Annotated in this window: 15 protein-coding genes; 14 read left to right on the forward strand and 1 reads right to left on the reverse strand. The window is 62.8% G+C overall.

Going from position 1 to position 18759, the window contains the following annotated elements; genetic code table 11:
• The first annotated feature begins 97 nt into the window (after positions 1–97).
• The 5 genes from Q358_RS0102860 (at position 98) to Q358_RS0102880 (ending at position 5129) form a co-directional block, all read left to right on the forward strand.
• A complete protein-coding gene (locus tag Q358_RS0102860) occupies positions 98–919 on the forward strand; it encodes a peptidylprolyl isomerase (protein WP_027960664.1) in 822 nt (273 codons plus the stop codon).
• A gap of 116 nt (positions 920–1035) precedes the next feature.
• Entirely contained in the window at positions 1036–1629 is a 594-nt protein-coding gene (gene moaB, locus Q358_RS16410) for a molybdenum cofactor biosynthesis protein B (protein ID WP_051530143.1), read from the forward strand.
• 252 nt (positions 1630–1881) lie between these two features.
• Positions 1882–2625, forward strand: a complete 744-nt coding sequence (locus Q358_RS0102870) for a Crp/Fnr family transcriptional regulator (RefSeq protein WP_245598261.1) — start codon at positions 1882–1884, stop codon at positions 2623–2625.
• A 100-nt stretch (positions 2626–2725) separates the two neighbouring features.
• On the forward strand, positions 2726–3706 hold the full coding sequence (locus tag Q358_RS0102875; protein ID WP_027960666.1) for a GlxA family transcriptional regulator: 981 nt from the start codon (positions 2726–2728) through the stop codon (positions 3704–3706).
• 214 nt (positions 3707–3920) lie between these two features.
• Positions 3921–5129, forward strand: coding sequence for a M24 family metallopeptidase (locus tag Q358_RS0102880; protein WP_027960667.1), 1209 nt, complete (start codon positions 3921–3923; stop codon positions 5127–5129).
• A gap of 6 nt (positions 5130–5135) precedes the next feature.
• Here the strand turns inward: Q358_RS0102880 and Q358_RS0102885 are convergent, their stop codons facing one another.
• Positions 5136–6020 carry a LysR substrate-binding domain-containing protein gene (locus Q358_RS0102885; protein ID WP_027960668.1) on the reverse strand — a complete coding sequence of 295 codons (885 nt, stop codon included), beginning with the start codon at positions 6018–6020 and terminating at the stop codon, positions 5136–5138.
• A 267-nt stretch (positions 6021–6287) separates the two neighbouring features.
• On the opposite strand from Q358_RS0102885, the gene Q358_RS0102895 reads away from it, so the two are divergent.
• The 9 genes from Q358_RS0102895 to fdhA all read left to right on the forward strand — a co-directional run bounded on the left by Q358_RS0102895 (position 6288) and on the right by fdhA (position 18555).
• A complete protein-coding gene (locus Q358_RS0102895) occupies positions 6288–7742 on the forward strand; it encodes a sodium:solute symporter family protein (RefSeq protein ID WP_027960669.1) in 1455 nt (484 codons plus the stop codon).
• 419 nt (positions 7743–8161) lie between these two features.
• Positions 8162–9298 carry a choline metabolism transcriptional regulator GbdR gene (gene gbdR / locus Q358_RS0102900; protein ID WP_051530144.1) on the forward strand — a complete coding sequence of 379 codons (1137 nt, stop codon included), beginning with the start codon at positions 8162–8164 and terminating at the stop codon, positions 9296–9298.
• Between the two features lie 165 nt (positions 9299–9463).
• On the forward strand, positions 9464–10441 hold the full coding sequence (locus Q358_RS0102905) for a dipeptidase (RefSeq protein ID WP_027960671.1): 978 nt from the start codon (positions 9464–9466) through the stop codon (positions 10439–10441).
• Positions 10442–10533: 92 nt separating this feature from the next.
• Positions 10534–11064 (forward strand): 4-vinyl reductase, encoded by a 531-nt coding sequence (locus Q358_RS0102910; protein WP_027960672.1) that lies wholly within the window; start codon positions 10534–10536, stop codon positions 11062–11064.
• Positions 11065–11079: 15 nt separating this feature from the next.
• Entirely contained in the window at positions 11080–13152 is a 2073-nt protein-coding gene (gene dgcA / locus Q358_RS0102915) for a dimethylglycine demethylation protein DgcA (protein ID WP_027960673.1), read from the forward strand.
• Positions 13153–13246: 94 nt separating this feature from the next.
• A complete protein-coding gene (dgcB, locus tag Q358_RS0102920; RefSeq protein ID WP_027960674.1) occupies positions 13247–15208 on the forward strand; it encodes a dimethylglycine demethylation protein DgcB in 1962 nt (653 codons plus the stop codon).
• Positions 15208–16431, forward strand: coding sequence for an electron transfer flavoprotein subunit alpha (gene etfA, locus Q358_RS0102925; RefSeq protein ID WP_027960675.1), 1224 nt, complete (start codon positions 15208–15210; stop codon positions 16429–16431). The genes dgcB and etfA overlap by 1 nt, the downstream gene beginning before the upstream one ends.
• The gene (gene etfB / locus Q358_RS0102930) at positions 16421–17197 is read left to right on the forward strand and encodes an electron transfer flavoprotein subunit beta (RefSeq protein ID WP_027960676.1); all 777 of its coding nucleotides are present in this window, start codon (positions 16421–16423) and stop codon (positions 17195–17197) included. The genes etfA and etfB overlap by 11 nt, the downstream gene beginning before the upstream one ends.
• A 155-nt stretch (positions 17198–17352) precedes the next feature.
• On the forward strand, positions 17353–18555 hold the full coding sequence (fdhA, locus tag Q358_RS0102935) for a formaldehyde dehydrogenase, glutathione-independent (RefSeq protein ID WP_027960677.1): 1203 nt from the start codon (positions 17353–17355) through the stop codon (positions 18553–18555).
• Positions 18556–18759 lie beyond the last annotated feature (204 nt).

Genomic DNA, 18759 nt, shown 5'->3' on the forward strand with positions numbered 1-18759 from the left:
TCTGGCAGGGGCGCCGGGGGCAGGTCGAAGAGGAGGCCTGCCGCCGGAAAAGCCCCTTTGTCCAGGCCGCTTGAAAAAAGTTCCTAGGATTTTAGTCATGCAAAAGATCGATATCGAGATGATTCCCGGGGGCGCGAGCCCCCCACCCATCCGGGTCGGCGAGGCCATCATTGCGGAGGCCGACATCGCCCAGGAGATGCAGTACCACCCGGCAGACAGCGCCGGAACCGCCCAGCTCAAGGCGGCCCGGGCCCTGGTCGTGCGGGAACTGCTCCGCCAGCGCGCCGCCGACCTGGGCCTGGCCGAGGCCAGCGGAGCAGACCTCGACGAGGACGACGCCGTCATCGCCGTCCTGCTGGAGCAGGAATTGAACGTGCCCGAGCCCTCGGAGGAGGACTGTCGGCGCTTCCACGCCACCCACGCCGAGCGCTTCAGCGAGCCGACGCGGCTGCGGGTTCGTCACATCCTGCTGGCCGCGGCGCCGGACGACGCCGAGGCCCGGGATGCCGGCTATCGCCTGGGCGAGAAACTCGTCAAGCAGCTGGTCGAGCACCCCGAGCGCTTTACCGAGTTTGCCCAGCGCCACTCCGCCTGTCCCTCCAAGGAGGAGGGCGGCGAGCTGGGCTGGCTGGCCCCGGGACAGACCGTGGCCGAGCTCGACGGTGCCCTGCAGCACTTGAACGAGGGCCTCCACGACCGCCCGCTCGCCTCGCGCTACGGCTGGCACGTGATCAGCATCGACGCCCGGCAGGAGGGACGTGAGCGCCCCTATGAAGAGGTCGCCGAGCATGTCCGCCACAGCCTTCGCGAGCAGTCCACCCGCCGCGCCCTGCGCCACTACCTGATGGCGCTGCAGTCCGAGATCGGCGTCGAGGGGATCAGCCTCGACGACGAAAGCGGCAGCGCCCTGATGCAGTAGTCCCGCCGGCGCGGGAAGGTTCCCGCGCCGCGAGGTCGACTCGGGGTCAGACCCCGAGTCGACGATCCCCAGCAGCCAGATCACGCCGCCCCGGACGGGGCGGCGAGGAGGACCCCATGGCCCATGTCCACGCCCGGACTCCCTTCGCTCCCCTCGGCATCGCCGTGCTCACCGTCTCCGATACCCGCGGCTTCGACGAGGACGGCAGCGGTGACCTGCTCTCCGCCCGCCTGACCGATGCCGGCCATATGCTGGTGGAGCGACACATCGTGCCCGACGATATCTATCGCATCCGTGCGGTGGTCTCCAAGTGGGTGGTACGCGACGACATCCAGGTGGTACTGGTCAACGGCGGCACCGGCTTCACGGCCCGGGACACGACGCCGGAGGCGCTGGCCCCGCTGTTCGACAAGGCCATCGATGGCTATGGCGAGCTGTTTCGTCATCTGTCGCTGGCCGACATCGGCACTTCCACCGTTCAGTCCCGTGCCGTGGCCGGCGTGATCGACCGCACCCTGGTGTTTGCCATGCCCGGCTCGCCCAAGGCCTGCGCCACCGCCTGGGACGGTATCCTGGTGGAACAGCTCGATGCCCGCACCCGGCCCTGCAACTTCGTGGCCATGGTGCTGCCCCATGACTCGGGCTGTGTCACCCGCCAGGCCGAGCCGCTGTGGGAGGACGCGCCCGTCCCCGCCGAGGCCGACGCCTAGGTCGTGTCCGTGGGGAGGCGCCGTCCCCGGACGTCGCGATCCATTTGATACTCATGACGCCCCGATTGACCCGCATCGGGCCCTTGGCCAGGGCCGTGGCGGGGCCAATCTGGTAGTCTGTAGCAACTAGTAAGCGGCGTATTGGTGGGCGAAGAGGGGCCTCTGTGCCCCTGCGTCGACCGGCCGGGGACAGCGCCCGTCGTCCTGCCGAGCCCTCGCTGGTCGACGCCGATACCGATGTGGAGGAACAACATGCCGATGGATAATGCCCAGCCGCCCAGTTCGGCCGCTGACCTGCTGTTCAAGCCGCGCCAGTTGCGTGATCTGGTGCGCGGCGTGCCGTGGCTGGGCGCACTCTCCGATGAAGAGGTCGAGGCATTGCTCGAGGATTGTGAGCCCCGCACCCTGGCCAGCCGGGAATGGCTGTTTCGCCAGGACACCCCCGCCGAGTGGTTGCATATCGTGATCAGCGGGGCGATGCGCCTGGTGCGTAGCGCCGGCGACGGCCGGCTGGCCACCATCCGCTGCGTGGAGCGCGGCGGCACCCTGGGTGAGCTGAGCATGGTGTCCCGGGAGGGCGTGTACCTCTACTCCTGTGAGGCGCTGCGTCGCACCCATGTCCTGTCGATTCCCGCCGAGCGCTGTCGCGAGGCCATGGACCGTCACCCCGAATGCCGTGCGGAGTTCATGAGTCGCCTGGCGCTTGAACTCACCGACCGCCTCGAGGACATGGCGCTGCTGACCCAGGGGGATGCCATGTCGCGACTGGTCAGCTATATCCTGCGCCAGTTGCCGTCGGGGCGTGGCAAGGAACCCCGGGTGGTTCGCCTGACCATCCCCAAGCGCTGGCTCGCCGCCCAGCTGGCGGTGACGCCGGAGACCCTCTCCCGGCTGCTGGCCAAGCTGCGCGACAGCGGCGCCATCAATATCGACCGCCAGCGACTCACCGTGCTCGACGAGCAGAAGCTGCGCGACCTGATGATGACCGACGACTGAGGCGCAAGCCAAGCGTAAGCCGGGCCCAAGCCAGTAGGGTGGCAAGGCCTGGTGACGAGTGGCGGGTGAAAGAAGCCACAGCCGATGAAAAGGGGAGAGCGTGCGACTGGAGTATACGGGCCCGTTGCCCGAACAGGTGGGGTTTCTACTACTGCCGCGGTTCTCGATGATGGCGTTCTTCGCCGCGGTGGAGCCGCTGCGTATCGCCAATCGCATCAGCGGTCGGCCGCTGTTCGACTGGACCCTGGTCAGCGTCGATGGCGAGCCGGTCACCGCCAGCAACGACATGACCCTGCTCGTCGACTGCGCCATCGACAAGGTGCGCCATCTTCCCTCGCTGGCGGTGTGCAGCGGCTTCGAGCCCGAGGCCTACCTCGAACGCCCGCTGATGGCCTGGCTGCACCGCCTCGACCAGGCCGGGAGCGCCCTCGGAGGGCTGGATACCGGCTGCTTCCTGCTGGCCGCCGCCGGCCTGCTGAAGGGCGAGCGGGTCACCCTGCACTGGGAGAGCCTGCCCGCCTTCCATGAACGTTTCCCCGCCATTCCCACCTCCGATGAGCTGTTCGAGCTCGGCGAGCGGCGCTTCTCCTGCGCTGGAGGGGCCGCGGCCATGGACATGGCCCTGGCGGTGATCGCTCGGCGCCACGGTACCCGGCTGGCCATCGATGTCTCCGAGCAGCTGATCCACGAGCGGCTGCGCAGCCGCGGGGACCAGCAGCGAATGACCCTGGCGCGACGCCTGGGGACCCATAATCGCCGCCTGGTGGAGGCGGTAGCGCTGATGGAGCGTCACTTGGAAGCGCCCTTGTCGATAGCGGATATTGCCCACCGTTGCGGCGTCTCCTTACGCCAATTGCAGCGCCTCTTCGAATGCCATCTCGCCACCACCCCGCGGCGCTGGTACCTCGGCCTGCGCCTGGAACGCGCCCACTACCTGCTGGTCGAAACCGACATGGACGTGCTCGCCATCGGCCTGGCCTGTGGCTTCTCCTCCGCGTCCAGCTTTTCGCGGGCCTTCGGCGAACGCCATGGCCAGGCCCCACGGGAGGCTCGCCGGCAGGGGCGCCACAACGCTTCCTGACGACGACTGTCGGCTATCATATCAAGCATATTGCGCTCGCCAATGGGGGCATTTGCACTAGTCATTGGTGCAACGGCAGGTGTCTGGCCATAGTCATTCCTACCAGCAGTAACCCGTACAGCATGGCAAGCGAGGGGCGTCTCGGTACCGGCACTGAAGGCCGGAAGCGCCTGGCTGGTATGACGATTCCGTTGACACAAGAGGAGAGAACAACATGCAACTGCCGTCACTGATCGAGATTCCCAATGGTGAGAAGGTCGTGCCGACATTCTCCGATAACGAGATGCAGGGGCGTCTCGCTCGCCTGCGCGACTACATGGCGAAGAGCGGGGTCGACGCCGTCGTGCTGACCTCTTACCACAACATCAACTACTTCAGTGACTTCGTCTACTGCAAGTTCGGCCGCGACTACGGCCTGGTGGTGACCCAGGACAGCTTCACCACCGTGACCGCCAATATCGACGGGGGGCAGCCCTATCGCCGCAACCGTCTGGGCGACAACATCGTCTACACCGACTGGCAGAAGGACAACTTCTTCAAGGCCGTCAAGCAGCTCTGCGAGGGCAAGCGTCGCGTCGGCGTCGAGTACGACCACATGACGCTGCAGAACCAGCAGAAGCTCCTCGATGCGCTGGGTAACGTCGAGCTGGTGGACGCCGGCGTACCCACCATGCAGATGCGCATGGTCAAGTCCGACGAGGAAATCGCGTTGATTCGCCAGGGCGCCCGTGTCGCCGATGTGGGCGGCGTGGCCGTGCGCGATGCCATCTACGCCGGTGTGCCGGAATATGAGGTGTCGCTGGCCGGTCAGGCCGCCATGGTGCGTGAGATCGCCAAGACCTACCCCAACAGCGAGCTGATGGATACCTGGGTGTGGTTCCAGTCCGGTATCAACACCGACGGTGCCCATAACCCGGTGACCAGCCGCCGTGTGCAGCCCGGCGATATCCTCAGCCTGAACACCTTCCCGATGATCTCCGGCTACTACACCGCTCTGGAGCGCACGCTGTTCCTCGGCCATGCCTCGGATGAGCACCTGCGTCTGTGGGAGGTGAACTGCGAGGTGCACCGCCGTGGTCAGGAGCTGATCAAGCCCGGCGTGCGTTGCTGTGACATCGCCCATGAGCTCAACGAAATCTTCGCCAAGCACGACCTGCTCAAGTACCGCACCTTCGGTTACGGCCACTCCTTCGGCACCCTGAGCCACTACTACGGCCGCGAGGCGGGTCTGGAGCTGCGTGAGGACATCGAGACAGTGATCGAGCCCAACATGGTGGTCTCCATGGAGCCCATGATCACCGTACCGGAGGGCCAACCCGGTGCCGGCGGTTATCGCGAGCACGATATCCTGGTGGTCAACGAGCATGGCGCCGACAATATCACCGGCTTCCCGTACGGCCCGGAGCACAACATCATTCGTTGAGCCGCCTCAGTGCTCGCCAAGGATCGGGTGAGGCACTAGATTGGCCAGTCCGGCACGCAGGAAGTCGAGAACGTGACGGCTGGCCACGCTCAGCTCCTCTTCGCGGTAATAGAGGCCGGTGCTGACCGACCCCAGCTCTGGCAGCCCCTCCGCCTCCGACAGCTTGGTGAGGTGGTGGGGCACCACCGAAGCGGCCATGGCGGTCAGCCCCAGCCCTTCTTCAACGGCCGACATGATCCCCAGCAGGCTAGGGCTGGTATAGACGATGCGATAGGGTCTTTCCCCCTTGGCCATGCATCCTTCCAGCATGGATCGATAGACACAGCCCTGGGGGTAAGTCACCAATGGCACGATATCCGAGTCGGCAAGATGACCCTGGTTGACTACCCAGGTCAGCCGGTCGGTTCGATAGTCGCGATCGTCTCGATCTTCCTTCTCTCTCTCCGGCTCCATGACCAGACAGATATCATAATGATGCTTCTGAAAACGCTGGTAGATCACCTTGCTGATAGCGCAGTCGACCTCGACCATAATATTAGGATAGATACGGGCAAGACTTCTCAATGCCTTCGGGAGAAAGGCGAGCTCGAAGTCGTTGGGAATGCCCAGGCGAACCCTGCCGGATATGTTTTCCCCTTTCAGCCGGGCCACGGTGCGGTCATTTATTTCAAGCATCTGCCTTGCCGCCTGGTAGAGATACTCGCCATCTTCAGTCAAATCAAGGCTCGCGCCCCTAAGAAATATCTGTGTTTCAAGGAGGGCTTCGAGTTTTTTTATCTGCAGGCTGATGGCGGGCTGTGACCGGCCCAGGAGCTCGCCGGCGCTGGTAAAACCTCCCAGGTCCTTGATGGTGACGAAGGTACGCAGGAGGTCCGTCGGTATGTTCTTCATTGGAGCGCCATTTTTGTGCTTTATAGGAGGATTTGCGTTACAAATTGGATGCCGGAGGAGCTCTAAAATACCTTGAAAGTGCCGGGCTAGGCAATGTGCGGCTAGACGCCTTACTGTCGATCAATAACAAGAGGAAATGACGATGAACTCCTGGGTGCTGACCACCTTTCTCATACTGACAATCTACATGCTGGTCCATGCCGGCTCCGCCTATTTGCGCAGAGAGCTGAAACGAAAGTCCACCAATGAGTCGGCGAGGCGGTAATCATGGATTCTTACAAGCTGTTCAACTGGGGGCTTCTGTTTCTCACCTTCGGCCTGATGATCTACCTGGGCTTCCTTTCGTCCCGGATGATGCAGAAAAGTGATGAAGGAGGCTTTCTTGTCGCCGGGCGTTCGCTGGGGGCCTTCGTCGGTGCCAGTACCATCGTCGCCACCGGCTTCAGCGGCTGGGGGTTCATGGGGTCACCGGGCGTGACCTACCAGTTCGGCGCCATCGAGGTGCTGGGCAATTTCTTCTTCGCCCCGGCGATGATGATCGCCGTGTTGTACTTCGCGAGCTTCCTGCAGCGCAAGGCCATCGACATGGGCAGCAACACTATTCCTGAGTATATCGCCCAGATTCATGGCGGCGGCAACATGGGTCGGCTCGTCCAGGGAGTGGCGGCGCTTATCACCATCCTCTTGCTGCTGGTGTTTTTAACTAGCCAGATCAAGGCCGTCGGCCTGCTGGGGGCGAGCTGGCTGGGTATCGAGCTGACCCAGAGCGCCCTGCTGATGGTCGGCGTCATCATCCTCTACACCATGCTGGGCGGCCTGGCCGCTGTCGCCTGGACCGATACCGTGATGGTCTGCGGCATGTCGGTCGCCGCCGTCATCATCATGGTGCAGATCTTCACGTCGATAGATCTCGGCACCTGGGAGGCGTCGCTCAATGCCATTGACCCCGAACTCCTGAATCCCACCACCGGGGCGCATTATGGCGACAGCCCGGCGACGGTGTTCCTGGTGCTGCCCTATGCCTTCCTGTTCGCCGCCGTCTTGCCGTTCATGGCGATCCGCTTTCTGGCCTTCAAGCCGGACGTCAAGCTGCACAAGGCGGGCGTGTATGTGGCGATCATCGGGGCATTGTTGAGCCTGGTGCCGCTCGTTGGCCTCTATATGAGGGCCCAGATGCCCGACCTGGCCGACCCGGACAACGCCATGCCGGCCTATCTCGAGCACTTCATGCACCCAGCACTGCAGGGCTTTATCACCCTATTCATCCTGTTCGCCATGAAGTCCACCGCGAACTCGCTGCTGCACACCGTTGCCTCGGCGACCTCCCATGACCTGCGCCTCGCCCTGTTCAACAATCTGCTCCATAGCCAGCGGCTGGTGCTGTGGATCAATCGCCTGGCCGTCGTGGCCCTGGGTATCGTCGCGCTGTTGATGATGCTCTATGCGCCGCCCTTCATGCTCTCCTGGCTGGGGATTCTCGGCACCGGTACCCTGCTGGCCAGCATGATCGGGCCGGTGTTTATCTCCACCTTCTGGCAGGGCTCGGCCTGGGGGGCGCTGGTCGCCATGCTGTCCGGCTTTACCGTCAGCGGCTACATGATGCTGTTCGCCGACGTGGGCTGGTTGATCGGGCCGTTGACGGGCTGTGCCGTGTCCTCGGTCTGCTATGTTGGGGTATCGCTGGTGACTAGGCGAAACGCTTTCCAGAAAACATCGCAATAGTGTTATCTGCCAAGACCTCCTGGGAGGGAATGATAAGGAGTCGTTAGGCAGACGCAAGGCGCCGAGGATGAGGATCCTCGGCGCCTTTTTGTTGCACCAGGCATGGCGCGCGACTATCCGATGCCAACAGGGATGATCGAATCCCTCCCCGGGCCTTCACAGCGACAGTGGCCCACGCCTGCGGTGGCTTGACCGACGCACGCCGTTGAGGCCCAATCGAGTCGAACAGGCTGGCCAGAGAGCCGGGCAACGAACGCCTGATGCCTCGGCGACAGCCGTATATATCGCCTTGATAAAGCTTGAATCGCGTCGGGTGTCTCGTTGTCCCGGGCATGATTTGAATAAATATAATTTATGCAACTGACCTCCCATTACCCTTGTTAGTTTAGGGTTGGGTAGGCTGAAAGTAGGAGGTACCCATGAAAGAGGCTCCTGAGGTGGTGAATAGCGCTGCTACTCCGCAGACTCTAGGCTTTTTGCTAATGGACAACTTTACGCTGATTTCACTGGCATCGGCGATTGGTCCACTACGCATGGCCAACCAGCTGACGGGACGTAAGCTCTACCGCTGGTATACCTTGAGTCTGGATGGTGCGCCGGTTCACGCCAGCGATGGCCTTCAGATTACGCCAGACCTGGCTACCTCGACAGCCCCTACGCTGGATACGGTGATTGTCTGCGGTGGTGTAGCGCATCAGCGTAGCGTCAAGCCTGAGCATATTACCTGGCTTCAGTCTCAGGCGAGACGGTCACGGCGTTTGGGTGCGATCTGTACCGGGAGCTGGGCGTTGGCTCAGGCGGGCTTGTTGGACGGCTACGAGGTCAGTACTCACTGGGAGTGCCTAACCGCTATGCAGGAGGCCTTTTCGAAAGTGTTGCTGACTCACCGTCTGTTCTCCATCGACCGCGATCGTGTTACTTCTTCGGGGGGAACTTCCCCATTGGACATGATGCTGACGCTGATCGGTCGCGATCATGGCCGTGAACTGTCGGCGGCTATCTCTGAGATGTTTATTTATGAGCGGATGCGCGGCGAACAGGATCAGCAACGCATACCGTTGAAGCATGTGCTGGGAACCACGCAGCCCAAGCTGTTGGAGGCTGTCGCCTTGATGGAGGCTAATCTCGAGGAGCCCATCAGCCTCGATGAGCTGGCGAGCTATGTGCGGGTGTCGCGTCGTCAACTGGAGCGGTTGTTCCAGAATAATCTGAGCTGTACACCGTCACGCTACTATCTGAGATTGCGCTTGACCCGGGCTCGGCAGTTGCTCAGGCAAAGTTCGATATCGATTATCGAGGTGGCCATGGTATGCGGCTTCGTCTCCACACCGCACTTCTCCAAGTGTTATCGCGAATACTTCGGCATACCGCCCAGGAATGAGCGCCGGTGGCATTCGCTGGGCAGGGGGCCGGTGAAAGTGGAGGAGGGAGTCACGGCGGCATTAAAGGGCTCTACTTTCGTACCCGTGGTGGAAGAGCCAGCCTCTGCCGCCACGAGTGCCTTGAGTCAGGCGCAGGGTGAGCCCACGTATGGCAGCGTACGGCTCGATTCGTGAGAGAGCGATAGACACGCAAGCGCGATCTTCGCCGGAGCCCTGGGCGTGTCGCGTTTTCGACATGCATGACGTTTTTGGAATTTCTGCGGTCGTTTCCAGGCGCTGAGGCGCCAAGGCGGAGGGCTATGCTGGTGGCAGTTTTACATAACAATGATGGAGCCACCCATGACCCCAGCCGACCTGCACGACGATGCCATTGTTATCGATGGTCTGATCATCGCCAAGTGGAACCGCGAACTGTTCGAAGACATGCGCAAAGGCGGCCTGACCGCGGCCAACTGTACCGTCTCTGTCTGGGAGGGGTTCCAGGCCACGGTTAACAACATTGTCGCCAACCAGAAGCTGATTCGCGACAACTCCGACCTGGTGATCCCGGTGCGCACTACCGAGGATATTTATGCGGCCAAGACTCAGGGCAAGACAGGCATCATCTTCGGTTTCCAGAATGCCCATGCCTTCGAGGACCAGATTGGCTACGTCGAGGTGTTCAAGCAGCTTGGCGTGGGCATTGTACAGCTGTGCTACAACACCCAGAACCTGGTCGGTACCGGCTGCTACGAGCGTGACGGCGGCCTGTCCGATTTCGGCCGCGAGATCGTTACCGAGATGAATCGTGTTGGCATCATGTGCGATCTATCCCATGTCGGCAGCAAGACCAGTGAGGAGGTGATCCTCGAGTCCTCCAAGCCGGTGTGCTATTCACACTGCCTACCCTCCGGCCTGAAAGAACACCCCCGCAACAAATCCGACGCAGAGCTGAAGTTTATCGCCGACCATGGTGGCTTTGTCGGTGTGACCATGTTCACTCCCTTCCTCGCCAAGGGTATCGACTCGACCATCGACGATTATGCCGAGGCGATCGAATACATCATGAATATCGTGGGCGAGGATGCTATTGGCATCGGTACCGATTTTACCCAGGGCCATGGCCAGGAGTTCTTCGAGTGGCTGACTCACGATAAGGGTTACGCTCGTCGCCTGACTCGCTTCGGCGAGATCATCAATCCGCAAGGCATTCGCACCGTCGGGGAATTTCCCAATCTCACCGAGACCCTGCTGAGGCGAGGCATGTCCGAGTCTGTGGTACGCAAGGTAATGGGCGAAAACTGGACCCGCGTGCTCAAGGACGTCTGGGGCGCATAACTCGCCTCTTTTCCGGCGCCACGCGCAGGTTACTCATCACGCGAGTGGGCTGGTCGGTCAAGATAATCAATCGATTCTGGGAGTTTATACACATGGCGACACATGCCCCCGAGATGCCCATAGAAGTTGATAGCGAAACCGGTGTCTGGACGACCGATGCCCTGCCGATGCTCTATGTGCCGCGTCATTTCTTTGTGAATAACCATAGGGGGATCGAAGAGGTGCTGGGCGCCGAGGCCTATGCCGAGATTCTTTATAAGGCGGGTTACAAGTCGGCTTGGCACTGGTGCGAGAAGGAGGCCGAGTGCCATGGCCTGTCTGGCGTGGCCGTGTTTGAGCACTATATGAAACGCCTCTCGCAGCGTGGCTGGGGTCTGTTCGAGACGCTATCGATCGATCTCGATAAGGGGACCTGTGAGGTTCGCCTCGACCACTCCGCCTTCGTCTATGTCTACGGTCAATGTGGGCGCAAGGTCGACTATATGTTCACCGGCTGGTTCGCCGGAGCCATGGACCAGATCCTTGAGGCCCAGGGCAGCAGCATTCGCACGCGTGCCGAACAGGTATACGGGGCGTCACAGGAAGGTCACGATCACGGTCTCTTCATCGTCAAGCCGCTCTAAGTCGAGGAATCTCTTATGGCCTTCGAAGCAATGTTCCAGCCGATTCAACTCGGCAAACTGACCATCCGCAACCGTGTGATTTCGACGGCCCATGCTGAGGTCATCGCCACCGACGGCGGCATGACCACCGAGCGTTACGTCAAGTATTACGAAGAGAAGGCCAAGGGTGGCGTGGGCCTGGCCATCTGTGGCGGCTCTTCGGTGGTCTCCATCGACAGCCCGCATGAGTGGTGGAGCTCGGTGAACCTTTCCACCGACCGAATCATTCCACACTTTCAGAACCTGGCGGATGCGATGCACAAGCATGGCGCCAAGATCATGATCCAGATTACCCACATGGGGCGCCGCACGAGCTGGCATGGTAATGATTGGCCGACGCTGCTGTCGCCGTCCGGCATCCGTGAGCCGATCCACCGTGCGTCCTGCAAGACCATCGAACCGGAAGAGATCTGGCGCATCATCGGTGACTTCGCCAAGGCGGCGGGTCGGGCCAAGGCCGGTGGGCTGGATGGCGTCGAGCTGTCCGCCGTGCACCAGCACATGATCGACCAGTTCTGGAGCCCGCGGGTCAACAAGCGTACCGATGAGTGGGGCGGTACCTTCGAGGGCCGCATGAAGTTCGGCCTGGAGGTACTCAAGGCGGTGCGCGCCGAGGTCGGTGACGACTTCTGCGTGGGCATGCGGCTGTCCGGCGATGAATTCCATGCCGATGGCCTGTCCCACGAGGACATGAAGCAGATTGCCAAGTACTACGATGACACCGGCATGCTCGACTTCATCGGCGTGGTCGGTTCGGGCGCCGACACCCACAACACCCTGGCCAATGCCATTCCCAACATGAGTTTCCCGCCGGAGCCCTTCCTGCATCTGGCCGCGGGGATCAAGGCGGTGGTCAAGGCCCCGGTGTTGCACGCGCAGAACATCAAGGACCCGAACCAGGCCACGCGTATTCTCGAAGGCGGTTACGTCGACATGGTCGGCATGACCCGTGGCCTCATCGCCGACCCTCACCTGATCGCCAAGATCAAGATGGACCAGGTCGACCGGATCAAGCAGTGCGTCGGGGCGAATTACTGCATCGACCGCCAGTACCAGGGGGTGGATGTACTGTGCATCCAGAATGCCGCGACCACCCGCGAATACATGGGATTGCCGCACATCATCGAGAAGACCTCCGGCACCAGGCGCAAGGTGGTGGTGGTCGGCGGTGGTCCGGGCGGGATGGAAGCGGCGCGTGTGGCAGCCGAGCGTGGCCACGACGTGACCCTGTTCGAGACAAGCGATGCCCTGGGCGGGCAGATTACCATCGCCGCCAAGGCGCCGCAGCGTGACCAGATCGCGGGTATTACCCGCTGGTATCAGCTCGAGTTGACGCGCCTCGGTATCGATCTGCGCCTGGCCACCCGTGCCGATGAAGCAGCGATCAAGGATCTAGCCCCGGATATTGTGGTGCTGGCCACCGGTGGCCGCCCCTTCCTCGATCAGCACGCGGAGTGGGGCTACGCCGAGAATTCTGACGAGAGCCTGGTGGTCAGTACCTGGGATGTCCTTAGTGGTCATGTCGAGCCGGGCAAGAACGTGCTGATCTTCGATTCCATCTGTGAGTTTGCCGGGGTGTCCGCCGCGGACTTTCTGGCCGACAAGGGGGCCAAGGTCGAGATCGTCACCGATGACATCAAGCCTGGCTGTGCCGCGGGGGGCACCACCTTCCCGACCTACTACCGCAGCCTTTACGAGAAGGAGGTGATCATGACCTCCGACCTGATGCTGCGCCGGGTCTATCGTGAGGGTGACGCTCTGGTGGCAGTGCTCGAAAACGAGTACAGCGGTACCCAGGAGGAGCGAGTGGTCGATCAGGTGGTGGTGGAGAACGGCATCCGGCCGGATGAAGTGCTCTATTACGGCCTCAAGGAGCAGTCGCGTAACAAGGGGCAGGTGGACCTGGAGGCGCTCTACGCCATTCAGCCACAACCCTGTCTGGCGGAGGAGGGGGATGGCTTCCTGCTGTTCCGTCTGGGGGACTGTACCGCACCGCGCAACACCCATGCGGCGATTTACGATGCCCTGCGCCTTTGCAAGGACTTCTAGGCATACGTTTATGGCGCTCGCCCATGACGCTTTCAGCGGCCCGTGCGTGGCAGCCGGGTCGCCTAATAACTCCAAGTTTGCGAGGTGAGCCCGAATGCTCGATACCCTCCTGCCCATACTGATGTTCTGTGCCTTGGCCCTGATGCTGCTGGGTGCCTGGCGGCGCGTGAGCTTGTGGCGCCAGGGACGCCCGTCGCCGGTGTCATTGATGCGGGGGCTGGCGGCCATGCCGCGCCGCTACCTGGTCGACCTGCACCGGGTGGTGGAGCGCGACACCTACATGTCCCGGACCCACGTCGCCACTGCGGGAGGCTTCGTGCTGGCGGCGTTGCTGGCGATCATCGTGCACGGTTTCGGCCTGCATCATCGCCTCTTGGGCTTCGCCCTGCTGGGTGCCACCGTGCTGATGTTCTGTGGCGCCTTGTTCGTCGCCAAGCGTCGTCGCAACCCGCCGGCGCGCCTGTCCAAGGGGCCCTGGGACCGATTACCCAAAAGCCTGCTGATGTTCTCGGTGAGCTTCTTTGTCGTGACCCTGCCGGTGGCCGGCATTCTACCGGGCGATGTGGGGGGATGGGGCCTCGCGTTGCTCCTGTCGGCTGGCGTGGCCTGGGGCATTGCCGAGATGTTTTTCGGCATGACCTGGGGCGGGCCCATGAAGCACGCCTTCGCGGGCGCCCTGCATCTGGCCTGGCATCGTCGTGCCGAACGCTTTGGGGGCGGTCGCTCGACCGGCCTCAAGGCGTTGGACCTGGAGGCGCCGGATGCCCCGCTGGGCGTGGAAAAGCCCACTGACTTTACCTGGAATCAGCTGCTCGGCTTCGATGCCTGCGTGCAGTGCGGCAAGTGCGAAGCGGCGTGCCCGGCCTTCGCCGCCGGCCAGCCGCTGAATCCGAAAAAATTGATACAAGACATGGTCATCGGCCTGGCCGGTGGCAACGATGCCGATTTTGCCGGCAGCCCCTATCCGGGCGTTCCGCTGGGGGAGCACAGTGGCGGCCCGCACCAGCCCATCGTCAATCTGCAGGGCAAGGGGTTGGTCGATGCCGATACCTTATGGTCCTGCACCACCTGTCGCGCCTGTGTCGAGGAGTGCCCGATGATGATCGAGCACGTCGACGCCATCGTCGACATGCGTCGCCATCTGACCCTGGAGCAGGGCGCCACGCCAAACAAGGGTGCTGAGGTTCTCGACAACCTGATCGCCACCGACAATCCCGGCGGTTTCAATCCCGGAGGGCGCCTGAACTGGGCCGCCGATCTCAATTTGCCGTTGATGAGCGAGAAGAAGCAGGCGGACGTTCTGTTCTGGGTCGGCGATGGGGCCTTCGACATGCGTAACCAGCGTACCTTGCGGGCCTTCGTCAAGGTGCTCAAGGCGGCGGGTGTCGACTTCGCCGTGCTGGGGCAGGAAGAGCGCGATAGTGGCGATGTGGCGCGACGCCTGGGTGATGAGGCAACCTTTCAGCGCCTGGCCCGGCGCAACATTGCCAGCCTGGCGCAATACCGCTTCGACAGGATTGTGACCTGTGACCCGCACAGCTTCCATGTGCTGAAAAATGAATACGGTGCACTGGGCGGCAATTATCAGGTGCTGCACCACAGTACTTACATGGATGAATTGATCGCCGACAAGCGACTCACCCTCGGCCAGCACAAGGGAGGCAGCGTCACCTATCACGACCCCTGCTACCTCGGTCGCTACAACGGCGAATACGAGGCCCCGCGTAGCGTGCTCAAGGCCATCGGCATTGAGGTCAAGGAGATGGAGCGATCCGGTTTCCGCTCGCGTTGCTGTGGCGGCGGCGGCGGTGCACCGATCACCGATATTCCCGGTAAGCAGCGAATCCCCGATATGCGCATGAACGACATCAAGGAAACCGGTGCCGAGCTGGTGGCCGTGGGCTGCCCGCAGTGTACCGCGATGTTCGAAGGCGTGGTCGAGCCTCGGCCACACGTCAAGGATATCGCCGAGCTGGTCGCAGACGCACTGGTTGACGCGCCCGCGCCGGCGACGCAAAAGCCGGTGGCCCGCCCCGACGTCCTGGAGGTGCACTGATGACCGATAGTCTTCGCCGCGACCCGCGTAGCGAGTGGATCGCCCGTAACCGCCTGCATCCGCTGCATGCCTCGATGCAGCCGCTCGAGGCTAGCTGGGTGGGGCTCAGCGGCCTGATCCGCAAGAACCCCCATGCGCTAGGCTTCGCTGGCCCCAATGGGCTCAAGCGTATCGACCGTAGCGGTGCCCAGCAGGGTGGCAGCCGCCAGCGTGCCCGCGTCGATGCGGCGGTACAGCTGCCGCTGCACATCATCGAGCAGCCTGCCTTTCATATCGTGGTGGTGCCGGACATGATCGGTGGCCGTCTGAGCAGTCACGACAAGGACCTGTTCGGCCTGGCCAACACGCTTGCCGGCAGTGAGGGCGCGGTGGTCGCGGTGGTCTTCGGGGAGCACAAGGAGAGTGCCTTCGACACCGCCGGTATCGACCGTCTGCTGCATATCTCGAGCGAGGCCGTCGCGGGCTATTCACCGGAGCAGCGAGTCATGATGCTCCGGGCGGTGGATGCCCAGCTGGCCCCGCGCCACTGGTTGATACCGGACAGCCGCACCGGTGGTGGTGAGCTGGGTCGCCGGCTGGCGGCCAAACTCGGCGAGCGTCCGGCCACCCGCGTCTGGCAGATGGCCGACGGCCAGTGTGTCGGCCGGGCCGGTGGAGGGCAGCAGGACCTGGTGCGTCGCGCACCGCGATTGATACTGGCCGCGGCGGAGTGTGCCGACCCGGTGGGCGATACGCGTCACGAAGTTCGCGCCATCGAACTGGAAGACGTGCTCGTTCATGGCGCGGCGCGCCTCGATAACCGCGGTGCCGTCGCCGTTGATCCGGCGCTGACGCCCATGGCCGAAGCCGAGTTCATTCTCTCCGGTGGCAACGGTGTTCGGGATTGGGATCTGTTCCATCAGGCCGCGCGCGAACTCGGCGCCACCGAAGGGGCGTCGCGGGTGGCGGTCGATGATGGGTTCATGCCCCGCGATCGTCAGGTCGGTGCGACCGGCACCTGGGTCACCGCGCGGGTCTACCTGGCGGTGGGGATTTCCGGGGCCGTTCAGCACCTGCAAGGCATCGCCACGTGCGACAAGGTGGTGGCCATCAATCAGGATGCCGGCTGCGACATGGTCAAGCGCGCCGACCTTGCCGTGATCGGTGACTCGACGGCGATTCTCCAGGCGCTGATCGATCGTGTCGATGCGCTCCGCCAGGGAGGAATACGCGATGCCGCATAATCTGTTGAACGTCATCACCCTGGTGTCCGTCGGTGCGCATCCGGTCACGGGGCGTGCCCGACGTGCCGAGCAGGACGCCCGGGCCGTAGAGTTGGGCCTGCGCCTGGCGGGCAAGGAGCTTCAACTATTGCACGCCGGTGATCCTCAGGTGGAGGCGCTGCGTGCCTATCTGGGCATGGGGCTGGCGGAGATGACGGTGCTGCAACAGCCTCCCCGGGCCGATGTAGTGCCGGCGCTGGGCGATTATCTGCGGGATGCCGGTGCCCAACTGGTCCTGACCGGCAGCCAGGCGGAAGTCGGGGAAGGCTCCGGGATGCTGCCCTATCTGCTGGCCGAACAGCTCGACTGGCCGCTGGTGGTGGGGCTGGTCGAGGTGGAAAGCGTGACGGAAGGCGTGGCTCAGGTCCTGCAGGCCCTGCCCCGGGGTCAGCGTCGCCGCCTGCAGGTGCGTCTGCCCTTTGTGGCCAGTGTCGATAATGCGGCGCCTGAGGCCAGGCAAAGCGCCTTTGGCCCCGCTCGGCGCGGTCAGTTACGGCCGCAGGATGTGGCGGTGGTGGAGGACATGCTGCTGGAGGAGGCACGACTGCAGCCCGCGCGGCCCAGGCCGAAACGGCTCAAGGTGATCAAGGCCAAGACCGGTGCCGAGCGGATGAAGGCCGCCACCGCCAAGGCCTCGGCCGGTGGGCAGGTGCTGACCGACATGACGCCGGAACAGGGCGCCGAGGCGATCGTTACGCTGCTTAGAGACGAAAAGGTGCTGCGCTAGCGCGTGTGTGGCATCCGTATCGGGAGTTTGGCTTGCTGCCTCGATGTCTCGATTAGATATGGCAATGCCTCATGGAGAACAGTCCCGGCGTGTACAGGCGCTATGGTCGAGGTGCGGAGCTTCCGCTGAAAACAAAAAACCGAAGGAGAGCAACCATGACGGCAGTCAACCGTGGGGTCATCTACACAGGACCCGGTAGCGTCGACATTCAGTCGATTCCGTTTCCCGAGCTGGCGCTGGGCAATCGCAAGTGTGAGCACGGCGTCATTCTGAAGGTGGTCGCGACCAACATCTGTGGCAGCGACCAGCATATGGTGCGCGGTCGCACCACGGCCCCGGCGGGCATGGTCCTGGGGCATGAGATTACCGGAGAGGTCATCGAGTGCGGGCGCGATGTGGAGTTTATCAAGGCCGGCGATATTGTCTCCGTGCCCTTCAATATCGCCTGTGGGCGCTGCCGCAACTGTAAAGAGGGTAAAACCGGCATCTGTCTCAACGTCAACCCGGCTCGTCCGGGCGCCGCCTACGGCTACGTGGACATGGGCGGGTGGGTCGGCGGCCAGACCGAGTACGTCATGGTGCCCTATGCGGACTTCAACCTGCTGAAGTTCCGCGACCGGGATATCGCCATGGACAAGATGCAGGATCTCACGCTTCTGTCGGATATCTTCCCGACCGGCTTCCATGGTTGCGTGACCGCCGGGGTGGGGCCGGGCAGTACCGTTTACATCGCCGGTGCCGGTCCGGTAGGCCTGGCGGCAGCGGTGTCCGCCCAGTTGTTGGGAGCGGCCTGCGTCATCGTCGGTGACATGAACCCGCAGCGTCTCGAGCAAGCCAGAAGCTTCGGTTGTGAGACCCTGGACCTGCGTCAGGATACCCCCATGGCGGAAATGCTCGAGCCGCTTCTCGGTGAGAGGGAGGTGGATTGTGCCGTGGATGCCGTCGGCTTCGAGGCACGCTGCCATGGACATGACCACTCTCACGAGCAGCCTGCCACGGTGTTGAACGCCTGCATGGATATCACCCGTGCCGGCGGTCAGATTGGCATTCCGGGGCTTTACGTCACCGAGGACCCGGGAGCCGCAAGCGATGAGGCCAAGAGCGGCAACCTGTCCTTGCGTCTCGGCCAAGGCTGGGCCAAGTCCCACTCCTTGCATACCGGCCAGTGCCCGGTGATGAAGTATCACCGCCAGTTGATGCAGGCGATCCTCTTCGAGCGGGTACAGGTTGCCAAGGCGGTCAATGTGCAGATTATTTCACTGGACGAGGCCCCCCAGGGCTACGCCGACTTTGATGGTGGCGTCGCCAAGAAGTTTGTCATCGACCCTCATGGTAGCCTCGCCGCACGTGCTGCCTGATCGATAAAGCGGCGTTGTGCTTCTCGGGGTAGGGCGTCGCCCCGTCATGGGTTGGCGGAGGGCGGCGCCTCGATGACCGACGCCTTCCTGAGGATGGCCTTTCGGAGGCGTTGGAGACGGTTGGAGGAATTGTCGAGAACCGGGGAATTGTGCAAGTTTCAATGGGCCGCTAGACAATCGGTCTAGTGGCTTTATAATGGCTTG

The sequence above is a fragment of the Halomonas halodenitrificans DSM 735 genome (genome assembly GCF_000620045.1).
GTDB classification, from domain to species: Bacteria; Pseudomonadota; Gammaproteobacteria; order Pseudomonadales; family Halomonadaceae; genus Halomonas; species Halomonas halodenitrificans.

Coding starts and splice junctions, on each gene's coding strand:
- Q358_RS0102860 (WP_027960664.1), top strand. CDS start 98: ATGCAAAAGATCGATATCGAGATGATTCCCGGGGGCGCGAGCCCCCCA.
- moaB (WP_051530143.1), top strand. CDS start 1,036: ATGGCCCATGTCCACGCCCGGACTCCCTTCGCTCCCCTCGGCATCGCC.
- Q358_RS0102870 (WP_245598261.1), top strand. CDS start 1,882: ATGCCGATGGATAATGCCCAGCCGCCCAGTTCGGCCGCTGACCTGCTG.
- Q358_RS0102880 (WP_027960667.1), top strand. CDS start 3,921: ATGCAACTGCCGTCACTGATCGAGATTCCCAATGGTGAGAAGGTCGTG.
- Q358_RS0102885 (WP_027960668.1), bottom strand. CDS start 6,020: ATGAAGAACATACCGACGGACCTCCTGCGTACCTTCGTCACCATCAAG.
- Q358_RS0102895 (WP_027960669.1), top strand. CDS start 6,288: ATGGATTCTTACAAGCTGTTCAACTGGGGGCTTCTGTTTCTCACCTTC.
- gbdR (WP_051530144.1), top strand. CDS start 8,162: ATGAAAGAGGCTCCTGAGGTGGTGAATAGCGCTGCTACTCCGCAGACT.
- Q358_RS0102905 (WP_027960671.1), top strand. CDS start 9,464: ATGACCCCAGCCGACCTGCACGACGATGCCATTGTTATCGATGGTCTG.
- Q358_RS0102910 (WP_027960672.1), top strand. CDS start 10,534: ATGGCGACACATGCCCCCGAGATGCCCATAGAAGTTGATAGCGAAACC.
- dgcA (WP_027960673.1), top strand. CDS start 11,080: ATGGCCTTCGAAGCAATGTTCCAGCCGATTCAACTCGGCAAACTGACC.
- dgcB (WP_027960674.1), top strand. CDS start 13,247: ATGCTCGATACCCTCCTGCCCATACTGATGTTCTGTGCCTTGGCCCTG.
- etfA (WP_027960675.1), top strand. CDS start 15,208: ATGACCGATAGTCTTCGCCGCGACCCGCGTAGCGAGTGGATCGCCCGT.
- etfB (WP_027960676.1), top strand. CDS start 16,421: ATGCCGCATAATCTGTTGAACGTCATCACCCTGGTGTCCGTCGGTGCG.
- fdhA (WP_027960677.1), top strand. CDS start 17,353: ATGACGGCAGTCAACCGTGGGGTCATCTACACAGGACCCGGTAGCGTC.